13 protein-coding genes and 2 pseudogenes are annotated in these 14,902 nt (G+C 68.7%); 5 read left to right on the plus strand and 10 right to left on the minus strand.

Annotated features, from left to right (window positions below; translation table 11 throughout):
• Positions 1-28: 28 nt before the first annotated feature.
• A complete protein-coding gene (locus K415_RS0111595) occupies positions 29-1,336 on the minus strand; it encodes an ISL3 family transposase (RefSeq protein WP_024287215.1) in 1,308 nt (435 codons plus the stop codon).
• Positions 1,337-1,780: 444 nt separating this feature from the next.
• Between K415_RS0111595 and K415_RS22800 the strand changes: the two genes are divergently transcribed.
• Positions 1,781-2,824 (plus strand): hypothetical protein, encoded by a 1,044-nt coding sequence (locus tag K415_RS22800; protein ID WP_155859447.1) that lies wholly within the window; start codon positions 1,781-1,783, stop codon positions 2,822-2,824.
• Here K415_RS22800 and K415_RS25140 read toward each other — a convergent pair.
• The 4 genes and pseudogenes from K415_RS25140 to K415_RS0111620 form a co-directional block, all read right to left on the minus strand.
• Positions 2,757-3,243: pseudogene (locus K415_RS25140) on the minus strand (FAD-dependent monooxygenase). The gene K415_RS22800 and the pseudogene K415_RS25140 overlap by 68 nt on opposite strands.
• A gap of 9 nt (positions 3,244-3,252) precedes the next feature.
• On the minus strand, positions 3,253-4,359 hold the full coding sequence (locus K415_RS0111610; protein WP_024287217.1) for an ABC transporter permease: 1,107 nt from the start codon (positions 4,357-4,359) through the stop codon (positions 3,253-3,255).
• Positions 4,356-5,492, minus strand: coding sequence for an ABC transporter permease (locus K415_RS0111615; protein WP_024287218.1), 1,137 nt, complete (start codon positions 5,490-5,492; stop codon positions 4,356-4,358). The genes K415_RS0111610 and K415_RS0111615 overlap by 4 nt, the downstream gene beginning before the upstream one ends.
• Positions 5,489-6,460 carry an ABC transporter ATP-binding protein gene (locus tag K415_RS0111620; protein ID WP_081784992.1) on the minus strand — a complete coding sequence of 324 codons (972 nt, stop codon included), beginning with the start codon at positions 6,458-6,460 and terminating at the stop codon, positions 5,489-5,491. Before K415_RS0111620 ends, K415_RS0111615 begins: the two co-directional genes overlap by 4 nt.
• 94 nt (positions 6,461-6,554) lie before the next feature.
• Here K415_RS0111620 and K415_RS0111625 point away from each other — a divergent pair, with 94 nt between their 5' ends.
• Entirely contained in the window at positions 6,555-7,166 is a 612-nt protein-coding gene (locus tag K415_RS0111625; protein WP_024287220.1) for a TetR/AcrR family transcriptional regulator, read from the plus strand.
• A 202-nt stretch (positions 7,167-7,368) separates the two neighbouring features.
• Here K415_RS0111625 and K415_RS21850 read toward each other — a convergent pair.
• From K415_RS21850 to K415_RS0111645, 3 genes and pseudogenes are all read right to left on the minus strand, one after another.
• A pseudogene (locus K415_RS21850) lies at positions 7,369-8,364 on the minus strand (ISL3 family transposase); the annotation flags it as partial.
• A gap of 95 nt (positions 8,365-8,459) precedes the next feature.
• Complete coding sequence (locus K415_RS0111635; RefSeq protein WP_024287221.1) at positions 8,460-8,810, minus strand: hypothetical protein; 351 nt, start codon at positions 8,808-8,810, stop codon at positions 8,460-8,462.
• Between the two features lie 102 nt (positions 8,811-8,912).
• Positions 8,913-9,332 (minus strand): hypothetical protein, encoded by a 420-nt coding sequence (locus K415_RS0111645; protein ID WP_024287222.1) that lies wholly within the window; start codon positions 9,330-9,332, stop codon positions 8,913-8,915.
• 338 nt (positions 9,333-9,670) lie between these two features.
• Between K415_RS0111645 and K415_RS23975 the strand changes: the two genes are divergently transcribed.
• Positions 9,671-10,598, plus strand: a protein-coding gene (locus K415_RS23975) for an IS5 family transposase (RefSeq protein ID WP_197024800.1) whose coding sequence is annotated in 2 segments (ribosomal slippage) — positions 9,671-10,048 and positions 10,050-10,598 — 927 coding nt in all. Because the reading frame shifts where the segments join, the coding sequence is not laid out codon by codon here.
• Positions 10,599-10,951: 353 nt separating this feature from the next.
• Here K415_RS23975 and K415_RS23980 read toward each other — a convergent pair.
• The gene (locus K415_RS23980; protein ID WP_155859448.1) at positions 10,952-11,776 is read right to left on the minus strand and encodes a bacterial transcriptional activator domain-containing protein; all 825 of its coding nucleotides are present in this window, start codon (positions 11,774-11,776) and stop codon (positions 10,952-10,954) included.
• Positions 11,777-12,415: 639 nt separating this feature from the next.
• Entirely contained in the window at positions 12,416-13,390 is a 975-nt protein-coding gene (locus tag K415_RS0111670) for a diacylglycerol kinase family protein (protein ID WP_024287226.1), read from the minus strand.
• A 142-nt stretch (positions 13,391-13,532) separates the two neighbouring features.
• Between K415_RS0111670 and K415_RS0111675 the strand changes: the two genes are divergently transcribed.
• Both K415_RS0111675 and K415_RS0111680 read left to right on the plus strand, forming a co-directional pair.
• Positions 13,533-14,201, plus strand: a complete 669-nt coding sequence (locus K415_RS0111675) for a phosphatase PAP2 family protein (RefSeq protein ID WP_024287227.1) — start codon at positions 13,533-13,535, stop codon at positions 14,199-14,201.
• Between the two features lie 2 nt (positions 14,202-14,203).
• Entirely contained in the window at positions 14,204-14,902 is a 699-nt protein-coding gene (locus K415_RS0111680; protein ID WP_024287228.1) for a phosphatase PAP2 family protein, read from the plus strand.

The following is a 14,902-nucleotide window of genomic DNA, read 5'->3' on the forward strand; positions in this document are numbered from 1 at the left end:
CAGGTCCGAGGCGCGGTTCAGCGGCTCTTCACGATCCGGGGTGTAGTCGGGGTCTGAAGCCGCCTGCTTCCAGGAGTGATCGGGCGATGTAGTGGGTGAGGTTGCGGAAGCCGAGGGCGGAGCCGCGGAGGTGTTCGAGGCGGCCGTTGATCGCCTCCGTCGGCCCGTTGCTCGTGCCGGGACGGTCGAAGTAGGCCAGGACGTCAACGGCGCGCTTCTTCAGGGTGCGCCCGAGGGTGATGATCTCGCTCAGGGCGGCGGGAACGCCGCTGCTGACCGAGGCGATCAGCTTCTCCATCAGCGCACGGCCGGTGGCGCGGTCGGGGTGGCGGTAGGCGGCGATCATCCGCTGGTAGATCCCCCAGGTGGCTTCGACTTCGACGTGCTCGTCGGCTGCGAACAACGCCTCGATCCGTGCCGTCTGCTTCTCGGTGAGCAGGTCAGCCCCGGTGTGCAGGGTCCGCCTGGCCCGGTAGAGCGGATCGCTGGCGCGTCCGCGGTGGCCGTGGAGCTCCTGCTGGACCCGGCGCCGGCAGCGGTCCAGAGCGTCGCCGGCCAGGCGGACGACGTGGAAGGGGTCCATCACCGCGACGGCGTCGGGCAGTTCCTCGCTGGTGGCGGTCTTGAACCCGGTGAAGCCGTCCATCGCGACGACCTCGACGCCGGCCCGCCAGGACTCACCTCGCTCGGCGAGCCAGGTCTTGAACGCCTGCTTCGAGCGACCCTCGACCATGTCCAGCAACCGCGCCGGGCCGGTGCCCTCGCGGATCGCAGTGAGGTCGATGATCACGGTGACGTACTTGTCCCCGCGCCGGGTGTGCCTCCAGACGTGCTCATCGACTCCTACGGCGCGCACACCCTCGAACCGGCCCGGATCGTCGATCAGGACCCGGCGCCCCTCGGCCAAGACCGCAGTATTGGCGGCGTCCCACGAGACCGCGAGACCCTCGGCGATACGGGACACGGTCAAGTGCTGCACCACCAGCCCCTCAAGAGCCCACCGCAGCGCCCGGCGAGACAACTTCGCCCTGGGCTCGGCCGCCCTCGAGGCGTCCTGCCGCCAGACGTGGCCGCACCCCGAACACCGGTAGCGCCGCAGCCTGACCTCCAGCACCGTGGGGCGCCACCCGAACGGTTCATGCGCGAGCCGACGAGTGACCGTGTCCCTCGCCGCCTCCTCGCACCCACACCGCCGGCACCACGCATCCGGCTCCACGACACGACAGGCCAACACCGCCCGGCCGAGCTCGACGCGCTGTCCAACCACGACGAGGCCGAGCTCGTCCAGGCGCGCGAACGTGGTCAGGTCAGGGGCAGCGAAGGTAGCGTCAGGCACGTCGAGGTCTTCCCGGTGGGCAGTGTGAGAACTTCCATCTTCGGAAGACCTCGACCCCTACCCGCTCAGCGACGCGCCCACCCCGACTCCACCCTCATCTGCGAAGAGCCCGATAGTCTCACCCCGAACAGGCGGATGACGCGACGAGAGGCTCAACTGTTGGCAATCTCCGACGACACCGCCGCTGGATGTCGCCACCTCTTCGCAGACCAACGGCGGCGGATGAACCACTACTGGTTCGGAGATGCGCCGAAGGCCCTGCGGGCTGGAGTCGAGCTCCAAGTTGCGATCATCGCGGCTTCCTACGGTCTAGACGTGGACGACGAACTGGCACGGGCTCACCCACGAGACGATTAGCGCGGCACCAACTCTCGAGATGCTGCGGCCCGCACGCGAGGGACGCTCATTGGCCCGTCCGGACCGGAACCCTGAGAGGCGGCAATAGTGAACCACGATGGGCCGCAGGAATCGCTCGGCCTTAACGTCGTCAAGGTACTCGGCGCTCTGGCGCTCCTCGCCCTAACAGTCGTATTCGGGTGGCCTCGGCTGGCCGCCTATCTAGCTCGCGACACGGTTGTTGACCAAGGCCCGCGAGGCTTGGTGGTGGTAGCAACGAGGGGCGGGGCGGCGGACCTGACCCTGCACGTCCGAATAGACGTCGACCGCGACGGCGCAGCCACGATGGTGCTGTACGTGACGGAGGAGGACGTGACGTACGGCGAGGCTGGAACGACGACCAGCGTCTCGTACTCTGTTTCCTTCGCTGGTGAATCGCTTGATTCCGGCGTGACATGCGGCACAAGCCAAGACCCCATCGCGCGCCAGGTGTTCACCAACCTCGCTGTCGGAGCTCAGAAGGCGATTGAGATCGACGCGCACGGTGGTTCAGCGTCGGCCCTGAACTACAACGGTGACGTTTCGACCGCCGACATGACCGGGCGTGTGTTCCCTGAGTTCCGAGGAACACTGTGGACGCTGGACGACGCGGATGGGTATGCGGAACGGACACCGATCGAAGGTTCGACGGATACTTGGGCCGAGTCGTGTTCCCTGCCTTACGCCGCGCTCTGGCGAGACGAGTCCACTGGTGGTCGGGCCACAGGTCGGCGCACACTGCTTCCGCCGCAGGTCGACTGGACGTCACTTGACTCGACAACCGACCACCAGGCCAAGCTCGACGTCAGGATTCACGTCGACCGCGCGCACGGCATCGAACTGGCGGAGGCATACCCCGCACCAGATGTGCAGGACGATAGCTGGCTGTACAAGTCATCCGTGACGTGGGCCGGGACCCTCGGTGGCGAGGCGAACGTGGGCTTCACGGACAACCCGGTATGGATCTTTGCCGATCGCGACGAGGGAGACACGAGAGACACCGTTCTGATGTGGGCAGGCGTTGCGCTGGGGCTGGTCGCGGCTCTCATCGTCGCCGTCGTGTCGCGACTGCTCGATGTTGCCTGGATTGTGACCCGACGAAGCCGTACCTGAAAGCACGAACCCCCAGGGTGATGACCTCGTTCAGGGCGCGGGGGACACTGTGGCTCACGGAGTCGATCAGCTCGCGCATGAGCTGACGACCGCGTTCGCGGTCAGGCTCGCGGTAGGCGGCGATCATGTTCTGTGGATGCTTCGCGGCGGCGGTCAGTGCTATCCGGTGTCCGCTCGAGCTCACGTGAGCGGCTGCCTGGGGCTGGCCTCCATGGCGCACCCTTGCCCTCAAGCCGAGCTCATGGACGAGTTCGAGGGTCGATGGGTGAATGGTGTCGCCGCGGAAGTCCCGGAAGAAGTCTGGGTACTTCTCGCAGACGACGACGTCGATTCCTTGTCGTGCAAGCAAGAGCCCGGCCATCATGCCAGCGGGGGCCGTCGCCGACGACGCAGACGGTGGTTTCGATGGTGAGCGTCACCGTGGTCTCCTATGTGCGAGCGCGGAACACGGCCACGCCGACGGTGAGTGCGAGGATGGCTGCCAAGGATTCGCCGAGAAGCAGGCCGGTCATGCTGGGGGGTTGGGCCATGAAGGCGACGGACTGCATGCCGTCGAAGACGTAGGCGGGTGGCCACCACTGGTTGAACGCGCGGACGGCGGGCGGGAGGGTGGCGAGGCTGGAGAAACCGCCCGAGGCGAAGAACGTGCCGGCGAAGGTGACCATGAGCAGAGGTTGGATGGCGCGGTAATCCCGCAGCCAGGCGCCGAGCGCCACCCCGATGCCCGCGCAGGTGATGGCGGCAAGCCCACCAATTGCGAGCAGCAGCGGAAGACGCTGCCACGGAACTCGCACGCCGAAGACAAGCGCCGCGAACGCGGCCGCGACGGTGGCGTTCACCGCGCCAGCGACGAGACCGGCGGTGATTTTTCCCCAGAACACCGGCCATTGTGCGTGCGGAGCGAGGCGGATTTCCTTGGACGTCGCGCGTTCCCACTCGCGGGCCACAATGATGGCCGCGTTGAGAGCTGCTCCGACCATGATGGCCAAGATGGTGGCGCCCAGGCCGATGAAGGCACGCCGCCACACGTCATCTGCCCGTGTGGTGTGCTGCTCGACGGTGACTGGGGCGAATCCCGGGCGGTGCACTGCGGCATAGTCCAGCAGCGCTCGGTCTAGACGCAGCCGGGCGTTCTTCATCATGTCGGTGTTGATGTTGAACACCTTGGTCTGAAGCTGCGGGACGTGGCCGGCCGCGATGTCGGCGTCGAAGTCCTCGGGGATGGTGACGACCAGCTGAAGCCGGCCCTCGGTGACGAGCCGGTCAGCCTCGGCGGGATCGGTCGTGACGACGTTGAAGTAGGGCGAAATGTTGCTCTGGAGTGTCCTGATCTGGTCTTCGAAGGCAGCAGCGTGCTGGCCTTTGCCGTTGTTGACCAGGCCGATGTTCCACTGGTCGCCGCCGAATCCGAAGAGGATCGTGCTCAAGAACATCAGCGCGAGCGGGATGAGCATGGGGCCGGCCAGCGCTTGCTTGTCCCGAACCCACTGTTTGAGGTCCTTGGTGGCGACGGCGGCTGTCCGGTCGAGGTTCATGCGTTTCCTCCGGTGAGCTGGCTGTAGGCCCGCCGAAGCATCCAGGAAGCGAGCGCGAGCATGGCGATGGCGGAGACGGCGACGATAGAGAGGTTGCGGGCGAGGTCACTGGTGTCGCCGGTGAGGAAGATGCTGCGGGCAGCGAGAAAGGCGTAGGTGGGTGGCAGGAGCAGGGAGAACTGCCACAGTCCGATCATGGGCTGGGACCAGGCCAGACCCCTCATGGATTCCTCGTTGCCGCTAACCATGAAGAAGGCGATGGCCAGCGCGACGAGGATGGAGGTGGCAGCGAGCGTCTTCTTGGTGGCGACGCCGATGGCCGCGCCGATACCGGCCCCGATGATCGTCGTCATGGCCATGATCGCGGCCATTGCCCACATGCTGCCGACGGGCCGAAAGTCGAAGCCCACCAGCAGGACGAGGACGACCAGGGCGATGCTGAGTAAGCTTTGGCCGAGCCCGGCGATGACCTTGCCAGCGACTAGGATGCCGCGGCCCACGGGCGCCAGCAGCAACGACTTGACCGTTCGGTCGTTCCACTCGGACGCCACCGCCAGACCGGTGTTGACCATGCCGGCGTAGAGGCAGCCGAAGAGCAGCAGACTGGTGGAGATGTAGCCGAGCATGGTGGGGTCGACCGGAAGCCAGCTGGTCTCCTGGACGGTCGCGACTGGCGTGGTGAGGTTCGCGTTGACGTTCTTCACGGCGAGGTCCAGCCTGAGGCGCAGGTTCTTGGAGTAGTCGGAGTTGATGTTGTTGAGGTGCAACTCCACCGTCGCGGCCCCGGTTGCGGCTCGTTCGCCGAAGCCGTCGGGGATAACGATCATCGCCAACGCCTTGCCCTCCTGGAACGCTTGCCTGGCGGTCGCGGCGTCGGTGGTGATCACCTCGAAGTACGGGGCTTCCACGCTGCGGATGTCACGGATCTGGTGAACGAGGGCGGCCGCTGGCGGGGAGTTGTCCTCGACGGCGACCATGATGGGATTCGTCGCGCTCAGCGGCACGATGATCGAGTAGAAGAAGATGAACACCAGCGGAATCACGATGCTGATGAGCATCAGGAATGGTTGCCGTACGAACCGCTGCCAGTCCTTGACGGCGATGGCCCACGCCGACCCGAGTGCCTGTCTCACGCTGCACCGCCATCCCGCAACGCCTTGCCGGTCAACGCGAGGAAGACGTCGTTGAGGTCGGGTGTGCGAACGCCGATGAGCTGGGGATGATGGCCCTGCTGGGTGAACCACGCCAGGGTGGTCTCCAGCGTTTCGGGGTGGCCATCAGCCGACAGCGAGACGGTGCCGTCCGGACGCCACTCGGCTGCGCTGATCCCGGGCAGATGGGTCACAGCGGCACGCTGGTCGGCCGGTACGTCTGTCCGCAGCTCGATGAAGGACCGGCCGAACTGGTGGCGAAGACCCGCAGGCGTTCCGGTGGTGACGAGCTTGCCGCGGTCAATGATCGCCAGGTTATCGGCCAGCGCCTGCGCTTCCTCCATGTAGTTGGTGGTGAGCAGAACGGTGCCGCCTTCATCGGCGATGCCGCGGATTCGTTCCCACAGGGCAGCGCGGGACTGCACGTCGACGCCCAGAGTCGGCTCGTCCAAGACCACCACCGACGGCTCCGTCAGCAGTGCCCGGGCCAGCGCGAGGCGCCGCTGCATGCCTCCGGAGTAGGTGCCAGCCCGGTCGTCTTCCCGCTCCGTGAGCCCAACGAGGTCGAGGACCTCGGCGATGCGCTCCGCGCGACGGTCCCGGGGCACACCGTACAGACGCGCATGGAAGGTGAGGTTCTCGCGGGCGGTCAGGTCGTTGTACAGCGCCGTCTCCTGGGGCACCACTCCCAGTCGCGCCCGCACGGCGGCCACGTCCTCCCGCACATCCACCCCTTCGCACCGGACCGTGCCTGCCGTCGGGCGCAGCAGGCCGCACAGAAGGTTCACGGCCGTCGTCTTGCCTGAACCGTTAGGGCCGAGCAATCCGAACACCTGGCCCGTGGCCACCGTGAGACACAGGTCATCCAGCGCGACCAGGTCATCCGCCCGCTTCCGGGCGAACACCATCCGCAGATTCTCGAACTCCAGCGCCGCTACACCCATACCCATGTGAGTTCCCCTTTCACCACCCGGAGAGCCGCGGAGGCCTAGTGGCTCGCGTCAGTTGACATCCTCAGACCGGCAGGCGGACTATTCAACTGTGGTGAATAAAGGACGAGGGCGGCCATCCCAACCCACCGGTGCACGGGAGCGCCTCCTCCACGCAGCGCGTGCGCGGTTCAGGACCCACGCATATGCCGACTGCACGGTCCGCGCGATCGCGAAGGACGCGCAGGTGGACCACTCGCTGGTGAATTACTACTTCGGGTCGAAGGAGGGCCTGTTCCGCGCGGTCATGGAGCTCGTGGTCACCCCTGCGGAGGTCCTCGAAGCAGCCATGGCCCGGGCTGTACCGACGAACCTCGCGCCCTCCCTTCTGGACGCCGCCCTCGCCGCATGGGATGTCCCCCAGCAGCAGCTCGTACTCAGTCAACTGTTCAACGGGTCACTGACCGATCCGGCCACCCATCGGGTCATGACCGAGTACTTCCAAAGCCAGCTGGTCACCCGCATCGCCGCGATCATCGGCGGCCCAGACGCCAGCCGGTGGGCCAGCGGCGTTGCGGCCACCATCACAGGCGTGTTCTTCACCCGCTACGTCCTACGCCTAGAGCCCATCGCCTCTATGAGCCGCGCGGAGATCGTCCGCTACCTCACCCCAGCCCTCGACGCGAGCCTGCGGGCGAGGGCGCCTTGCCCCGACAAGGGTCGCTAAACGAACGCACACCGGCTCTCCGGCGAGTTCCACAGCCCGGCTAACAGGACCACGATTGGCGGAACACCACCGGAGCACGACCACGCGTGTGCACGCGACTCCAGACACCTGTGCAGACCACTTCGGAAACTGACTCAAGCCACACTCGCCGCGCGGGGGGAGAGGGCCGACCGAAACGCACGACCGAAGCCCACAGTGGCCTCATGGCCTGGTAGACGCCCCAGGTGACCTCGACCTCGATGTGGGCGTCGTCGGCGAACAGTGCCCCGATCCGTGCGCGCTGGGTGTCGGTGAGCAGGTCGGCGCCGGTGTGCAGGGTGCGCCGGGCCCGGTAGAGGGGGTCGTTCATGCGGCCGCGGTGAGCGTGGAGTTCCTGCTGGATGCGTCGGCGGCACCGGTCCAGCGCGTCACCGGCCAGGTGGGCGACGTGGAAGGGGTCCATGACCGCCACGGCGTCGGGCAGCTCTTCGGTGGTGACGGTCTTGAACCCGGTGAACCCGTCCATCTCGACGACCTCGACCCCCGCCCGCCATGACTCGGGCCGAGCAGCGAGCCACGCCTTGAACGCCTGCTTGGAGCGGCCTTCGACCATGTCCAGCAACCGGGCCGGCCCTGTGCCGTCGCGGACGCCGGTGAGGTCGATGACGACCGTGACGTACTTCTCGCCGCGGCGGGTGTGACGCCACACGTGCTCGTCGACACCGATCACCGCTACGGCGTCGAACCGGTGCGGGTCGTCGATCAGGACCCGCCGACCCTCGACCAGGGGGACCGCGTTGTTGGCGGTGTTCCACGAGACCGCCAGGGCCTCAGCGACCCTAGCGACGGTCAGATGCGCCACGACCAGAGCCTCCAGCGCCCACCCCACCGCCCGGCGGGACCGCTTCGACCGGGGCTCGGCCGCCAGGCTGGTGTCCTGACGACACACGTGAGCGCACCCGGTGCACCGCTAGCGGCGCACCGTGACCTTCAAGACGGTGGGACGCCACCCGAACGGCTCGTGCGCCAGCCGCCGGGTCACCGTGTCCCTCGCGGCGCCCTCGCACCCGCAGCGCCGACACCACTGGTCCGAATCGACCACCCGGCAGGCCTGGACCGCACGAACGGGCTCGAGCCGCTGCCCCACGACCACCAGGCCGAGCTCGTCCAACCGAGCGAACGTGGTCAGGTCAAGGCAGGCGAAGGTAGCGTCAGGCACGTCGAGGTCTTCCCGGTGGGCAGTGTGAGAACTTCCATCTTCGGAAGACCTCGACGCCTACCCAGCCATCGACGCGCCCACCATCCCCGCCAGGCTCAACACCCCGCGACTACACCCCCGATCGCGAAGAGCCGGTTCAGCGCGGCGGTGGTCAGCTGGTCGAGGACGAGCCGTCCACGTGTGAAGCCATCGCCGGAGTCGAGGGGGCCGAGGTCGACGGCGGCGCACCGGGCAGGCAGCGCGGGATGGGCCCACTCGAGCTTGTCCTGGGCCTCGCGCAGGTCGGCTGCGGCGTAGATGACATCCAGGGCGTCGATCAGAGGCAGGGCATCGGCCAAGTGCAGAGCGGCGCGGGCCGCGGCGTGGGTCAACGTCCAGATACCAGCCCAGCCGGGCTCGGCGCCCTCGGTCAGCACGTCGGCCGGTGCGGTCCAGGACAGGCTCATCGCCGTTCACCTCTCAGATCGGACGACCGTGCCCGGCGTCGTCGTCGGTGCTCACGAGCAGGTAGGCGCCGTGTGCCGCAACCTCCTCCCACTCGATTTGGCTCACCGTGTGCCGGCGGGCGGCCATGGGTGCAGCGGGCCGGGGCTCGACAGGTGAGCCGTGCCGTCGGGGTCGAGAGTCACGGCCGCGTGCTCGTGGCTGCCGCCGGCGTGCGCCAGGGCAGCCAGCACGAGGTCCAGGTGGTGACGGTCCAGGCCGCTGACGACGTCCACGATCTCGACCGGCTGCGCGTCGATGAGTGCGGCAACCAACGCGAGAACTCGCCGCTCGCCGCCGGAGAGTCCCGACGCCGCGCGCAGGGCGTCACCGTCGAGCCACATCCGGCCCGCCGCGTCGGTACCGATCCACGGATGACCTGCCCCGGCGAAGCGCCCACCGAACGCCCGGGCGAGCAGCTCGACCGCCGCCGTGTCGGCGTATGAACCTTCGGCCCAGGCCCGCAGTGCCTCGATCGTCGTCATCGCATCCTCCAGCTCGCCAACCAGCCGCCGCCGTGGTCGTCGCGACACCCGTCTCCAACCTCGCCGCCGAGACACTCCACCCGAACAAGCACGAGCCGGTTCTGTGGACAGCGAACGGGTCAACAGCAGGTGGGGAGAATCGTCGACAACCTCGGGCGCGGACCGAGAGGGAGCCCAGCGGACGGGTCGACGTCGCAGCGGCCCGCGTTGGGGCCGGGTGGGGCAAGAGGATCCGGGACACCTCTGGCACTTTGACATGGAGCACCACGCGCCCGCACCCAGCGAGGCAGCTGCCTAGAGCGTGTCTCCCATATCTGGGGTGAGGCTTGCGGCAGTCTGTGCCGGTGACGTCGTCTTCTCGGTATCAGGTGTTCTCTGACGCGCAGTGGGCTCGGGTGGAGCCGTTGTTGCCGTCCAACGCGGGCCGGCGGGGTCATCCCTTCGCAGACAATCGGCGGGTGGTCGAGGCGATCGCCTACCGGTACCGGACCGGGATCCCGTGGCGCGACCTGCCGCGCGAGGCGTTCGGGCCGTGGCAGACGGCGTGGAAGCGCCACCGCCGCTACGCCGCGGACGGGACGTGGGACCGGGTGCTGGCGCGGTTGCTGGCCGAGGCCGACGCGGCCGGGAAGCTGGACTGGAAGGTCTCGGTGGACGCCACGATCGCTCGCGCGCACCAGCACGGCACGAACACGTCCCGCCCGGACCAGGACACGGGGGGCAGGGTCGAATCACAGGAATCTGCCGATCAGAGAGTGTGAACCTGCAGGTCACGGCATCGGACGCTCACGCGGTGGGCTGACCACCAAGATCCACGCCGCCGTCGACGGGAACGGACGCCCGCTCGCCGCCGTGGTCACCGGTGGGCACCGCAACGACGGCGCCCTGCTCGAAGCAGTCCTGGCCGACATCCGCGTCCCACGCCTGGGCCCTGGGCGTCCACGCACCCGGCCCGAGGCGGTGATCGCCGACAAGGCCTACTCCGCCGGGGTCTACCGCCACGCCCTGCACGCCCGAGGGATCACGGTCGTGATCCCCGAGAAGTCCGACCAGATCGCCGCCCGCAAACGCCGGGGGTCGCGCGGCGGGCGACCACCCGGGCTGGATACCGCCGCCTACCGCGGCCGCAACGTCGTCGAACGCCACTTCGCCCTGACCAAGCAATGGCGCGGCCTGGCCACCCGCTACGACAAGCTCGCCATCACCTACCGCGCCGCGATCATCCTGGCCGCCTGCCTCACCTGGACGCGCATATGGGAGACATGACCTAGCTATTCGAGCGCGTACTGCGTCTCCGGCGTCAACGCGGTTACCAGGGACGGCGCGCTCACCGCCGAGCATTCCGGTGAGGTGTGCCATGAGGACACCTGGGTGATCGAGCAGTCCGACCTGGTGCCGGTCGAGGACGCCGACAAGACACCCACGCCCTCGCCGTAGCGGGGCCTGCCGTACGGCGGCACCCGTGCACCCCGAGATCAAACGACCTCAAACCGGCTGGGCGCGCGGGTCGCCCATCTTCGTGACCGCGTGACCGTCGACGGGCTCAATTGGTGATGCGAGATCGTGAAGGTCGACTCGGCGCAGCGACTTCGAGGTCAGCCCGTCCCTCGGGCGTAGAGCTACACGTACTCGTCGTCGAGTTCGGCCAAGAGCGCCGCGTGCCGGTCTTGGATGCGGCGCGCCTCGTCGATGTCGCCGTGGCCGAGGGCCGCCGCGACGGCGATCTCCCGCAGATCCTCTGAGCACGGGTCGGCGGCGAGCCCGGTCATTGCTGCGCTCAGGGCATTGCGCGAGTCGCCGCTGTCGAGCAGGTGCCGAGCGAGCGAAAGAGAAACGTCGGCGACGGTGCTGATCATCGTGTCGGTGTCGCGATCTGCCCACGCGTATGCGTTGGGCGGGACGCCGGTGAGGGGTCGGCCTCGGACGAGGTCGAGGGCGTGCTGAAGGTCGGCGACGCCCGCTGCGTCGGCCGCGAGGCCGGACATCGCGAGCCGACGGAAGTCGTCCCAGTCGCAGGTGGCGCCAGGCCCGAGCCGCAGCGCGTCGCCCTTTTCGGTCCTGGGCAGGTTGTGGTCGAGGACGATCCGCCGCGTTCGGTACGCCAGGCCCCACCGGGCGACACCGTCGGTGCGCGAACCCGGCCATAGGTCCTCGTCCATCGCCGGCCCGCTCGTCTCGCCCCGCAGGGCGAGGTAGACCAGCAGTTCGGTCTGGCGTGGAGTGAGCCGCTGCTCGGTCGGAACGTTCTCGATCTCGACAGTGCCGAGCACATTGATCCTGAGGCCGCGAGCCCCGTCGGACTCGCCCGGCTCGGGCGCTGGTGGACGGGGGATCGGCAGTGCTGCGAGGGCAGCCCGCGCACCCTCGTCCGCGGGGGTAGCGGTCGAGGGCGCAAGTGGCTGATCGGGCGCCGGCGGCGACGCCGTGGTGAGCAGCTCAGTCACCAGTCGCAGTCCAGGCGGATCGAGGCGTGCGACGGTGAGTCGCAGGTCGAGGGCGTCCAGGTGTGAGTCCCCGTCGCGGTCGACGGTGAGCGTCCACCCGCCGGGCCCCTCCCGCGTGGTGATGAGGACCGTCCCGCACCACGGTGCGCATGGGGCGGGGTCGGGCAGGTCGTCGACGAAGACGACCGGTAGCCAGAGGTCTGGGCAGGTGCGGTCCGAACGGGCCTGGAGGGTGTCGTCGAGCCCGTCGTGCTGGAGTGACCGGCCGGCGCGATCCAGGCGGTCGGCGAGCTGGATCGCTGGTCCGGGTGCGAGTGGGGCCTGCAGCCGCGCTGGCGCGCAGGCCGCGGCTAGGTCTGCGAACTCGTCTCCGGCCGTGAGCCCAATCCGGCCGGACAGCTCGCTGGTGGCGAGCTCGGAAACGATGGCGCGCAGGACGCCGCTTCTGTGAATGTTCCGCGAACGGGCTCGGATGACGGTGTCGAGACGCGCGATCCGGACGGCACACGAGCGCGCCGAGACCACGATCTTTGGGTTGTTCCCTCTTCGCTGCTACGTGGGGTGCGACGTCACCTTGCTCAAGCGGTGATGCTGACTTCGGGTTCAGCTGAGGAGGGTCGGTTGAGGGGCGGACCAGCATCACCTGGGTTTCCTCTCGCGTGCGGATGGTGCGGAGCCGCCGTCGGGCAGCGGCACGCAGATCTCGAGTGCGCCCGGCCGCACGGCAACAGCCAGGGTGCGTCCGGGGTCGATGACGTCGCCGTCGAGCTGGCGGGGTTCGTCCCGGTCGCTGGTCACGGTGATGCGGGAGCCACGCAGGACCTCCCGGTGGTGGACCTGGCGGTTGCGACGCACCACTCCCCAGGCGAGCGCGGCCCATTGGCCCAGGGTGCGGGGCGTGAGAATCGCCACATCGAACTGGCCGCTGCCGGGCGAGGCGTCCGGCAAGAGCTCGACCCCGCCTTGGAGTCGTCCGACGTTGCCGACGACGACCGTGCGCGCCCGACGGTTCAGCGTGAGTTCCTCGTCGATGCGGATCTCGATGCTCATGCGCCGGTCCCGCAGGTGGCGCAGCGCGGACACGACGTACGCGGGGGCGCCGATGCGGGCCTTCAGCGTCGTCGAGGCGTCCCCGATCAGGGCGGCGTCAAAGCCGATCCCCGCCATGACCGCGAACGCGTGCCCCTCCACGTCGCCGATGTCGATGCGGCGGCGGCCGCCGACGGTGGCCAGGCGCACCGCCGCTGCCGGATCCAGGGGCACCTCGAGGTTGGTCGCGAGCAGGTTCCCGGTCCCGGCGGGCAGGATCGCGAGGGCGATCCCGGTATCGGCGAGCCCTTCGATACACGAGCGGACGGTCCCGTCGCCGCCGCAGACGAACACGAGCTGCGCACCGTTCTCGATCGCGTGGCGGGCCTGGCCCGCCCCGGGGTCCTGCTCGGTGGTCTCGAGCCAGCTGGGCAACGGCCACCCAGCGTCCGTGAGGATGGACTCGATGAGCTCGCGCCGTTCAGGCATGTCCTCTACTCGCACGGGGTTGAAGACCACCGCCGAGCGGAGCGGGCCGCGAGGTGAACGCGGGGTGGCGTCCGAAGCGATCGAGCTCGACGTCACGGTGGATCCTTCGGCAGAGGGGCGGCGGGAGACGTTCGGAAGGACTTTCGGGGACCTGACGTACTTGCGACGCGGTTATGCGTGTCACCGTAGCCCGATGACAACACACGTTCCGGGTGGGCGCCGCGGGGGGAGGAGGGCGATGCGCCGCGGCGTGGCCCGGGCCGTCGGCGCGGCGGCCGTGTTCAGCATTCCGGTGATTGCCCTCGCACTGGTCGTCTCGATGCCGGAATCGCCGCTGGTCGTGTTCGATCAGCGTCTCGTCCAGGCCGCGACGGACATCACCCGGACCAACCCTGAGCTGCGCCAGGCGTTGATCCTCTGGCAGGAGGCGTTCCAGGGCCGGTGGGTCAACCTCGTGGGCACCGGGCTGTGCGTCTGGGTGTGGCGGAGGCACGGGTTGCCGGCGCGCGCGCTGTGGGCGTTCCTCACGCTGCTGGTGTCGTGGAACCTCGAACTGGGCATGAAGCTCGTGGTCCAGCGGCCCCGTCCGATCCTCGAGGACGCCGTGGTGCTGGTGCCGGGGTACAGCTTCCCATCCGGGCATGCCGCCAACGCGGCGTCCGCCGGGTTGACCTTGACGCTGCTGGTCTGGCCCCTGCTGGGCGCCCGCGCCCGGATCGCCGTGCCCGCCGTCGTCATGGCGCTGGTCCTGTGCACCGCGCTCGACCGGGTGTTCCTCGGCGTCCATTATCCTGGTGACGTCATCGGGGGCATCGCACTGGGCAGTGCCCTGGCGGGTGCGTCCTACCTCGGGTACCAGAGATGGAACGCTGCGGCGGCGGCTCCGGCCGACGAAGTAGGGGAGTGACAATGTCGTTTCTGCGCCGCTACAGCGACGACCTGTCCCGACCGACCGTCGCGCAGGCCGGGGTCGACCTGTCACGGCGAACCCTGCTGCCCGCCACAGCGCTGTGGGCTGCCATCGTCGCCGTCGGCTTCTTGCTTGTCGGCCCGCTCGGATCCCTGCCGGGTGAGGTCCGAATCAATCGCGCCCTCGAGGCCTCGCGAACCCCGGCCTGGAACACCCTGACGTCGGTGTCGTCACACGTCGGCGGCACCCAGCTGGTCGTCGTGGCCGCGCTGATCGCCGTGGCGCTGATCTGGTGGCGGACCAGGCAGTGGTGGTTCGCCGTCGTGCCGGTCATCGCGATCTCCGTGCAGTCGGCGGTGTTCGTCACTGCGGCCGCGGTGGTGGCGCGCGAGCGGCCAGAGGTCACACAGCTCGACGACGCCCCGCCGACGTCAAGCTTCCCGAGCGGTCACGTCGGCGCGTCGACCGCGCTGTACATCACGCTGGCCATGGCCTCGCAACGGATCGGTCACCCCGCCCTGCGCGCGGTGGCCACCGGGCTCTGCCTGCTCGTGCCGTTGCTCGTGGCCTACGCCCGCCTGTACCGCGGCATGCATCACCTCTCCGACGTGGTCGTCGGCCTGGCCAACGGCATGGCGTGCGCGTGGCTGGCCTGGCGCTACCTGCGCCGTCAGGCTGTCGACCACCCCCGGACCTGA

Source organism: Cellulomonas sp. KRMCY2 (assembly GCF_000526515.1).
In the GTDB taxonomy this organism is placed as follows: Bacteria; Actinomycetota; Actinomycetes; order Actinomycetales; family Cellulomonadaceae; genus Actinotalea.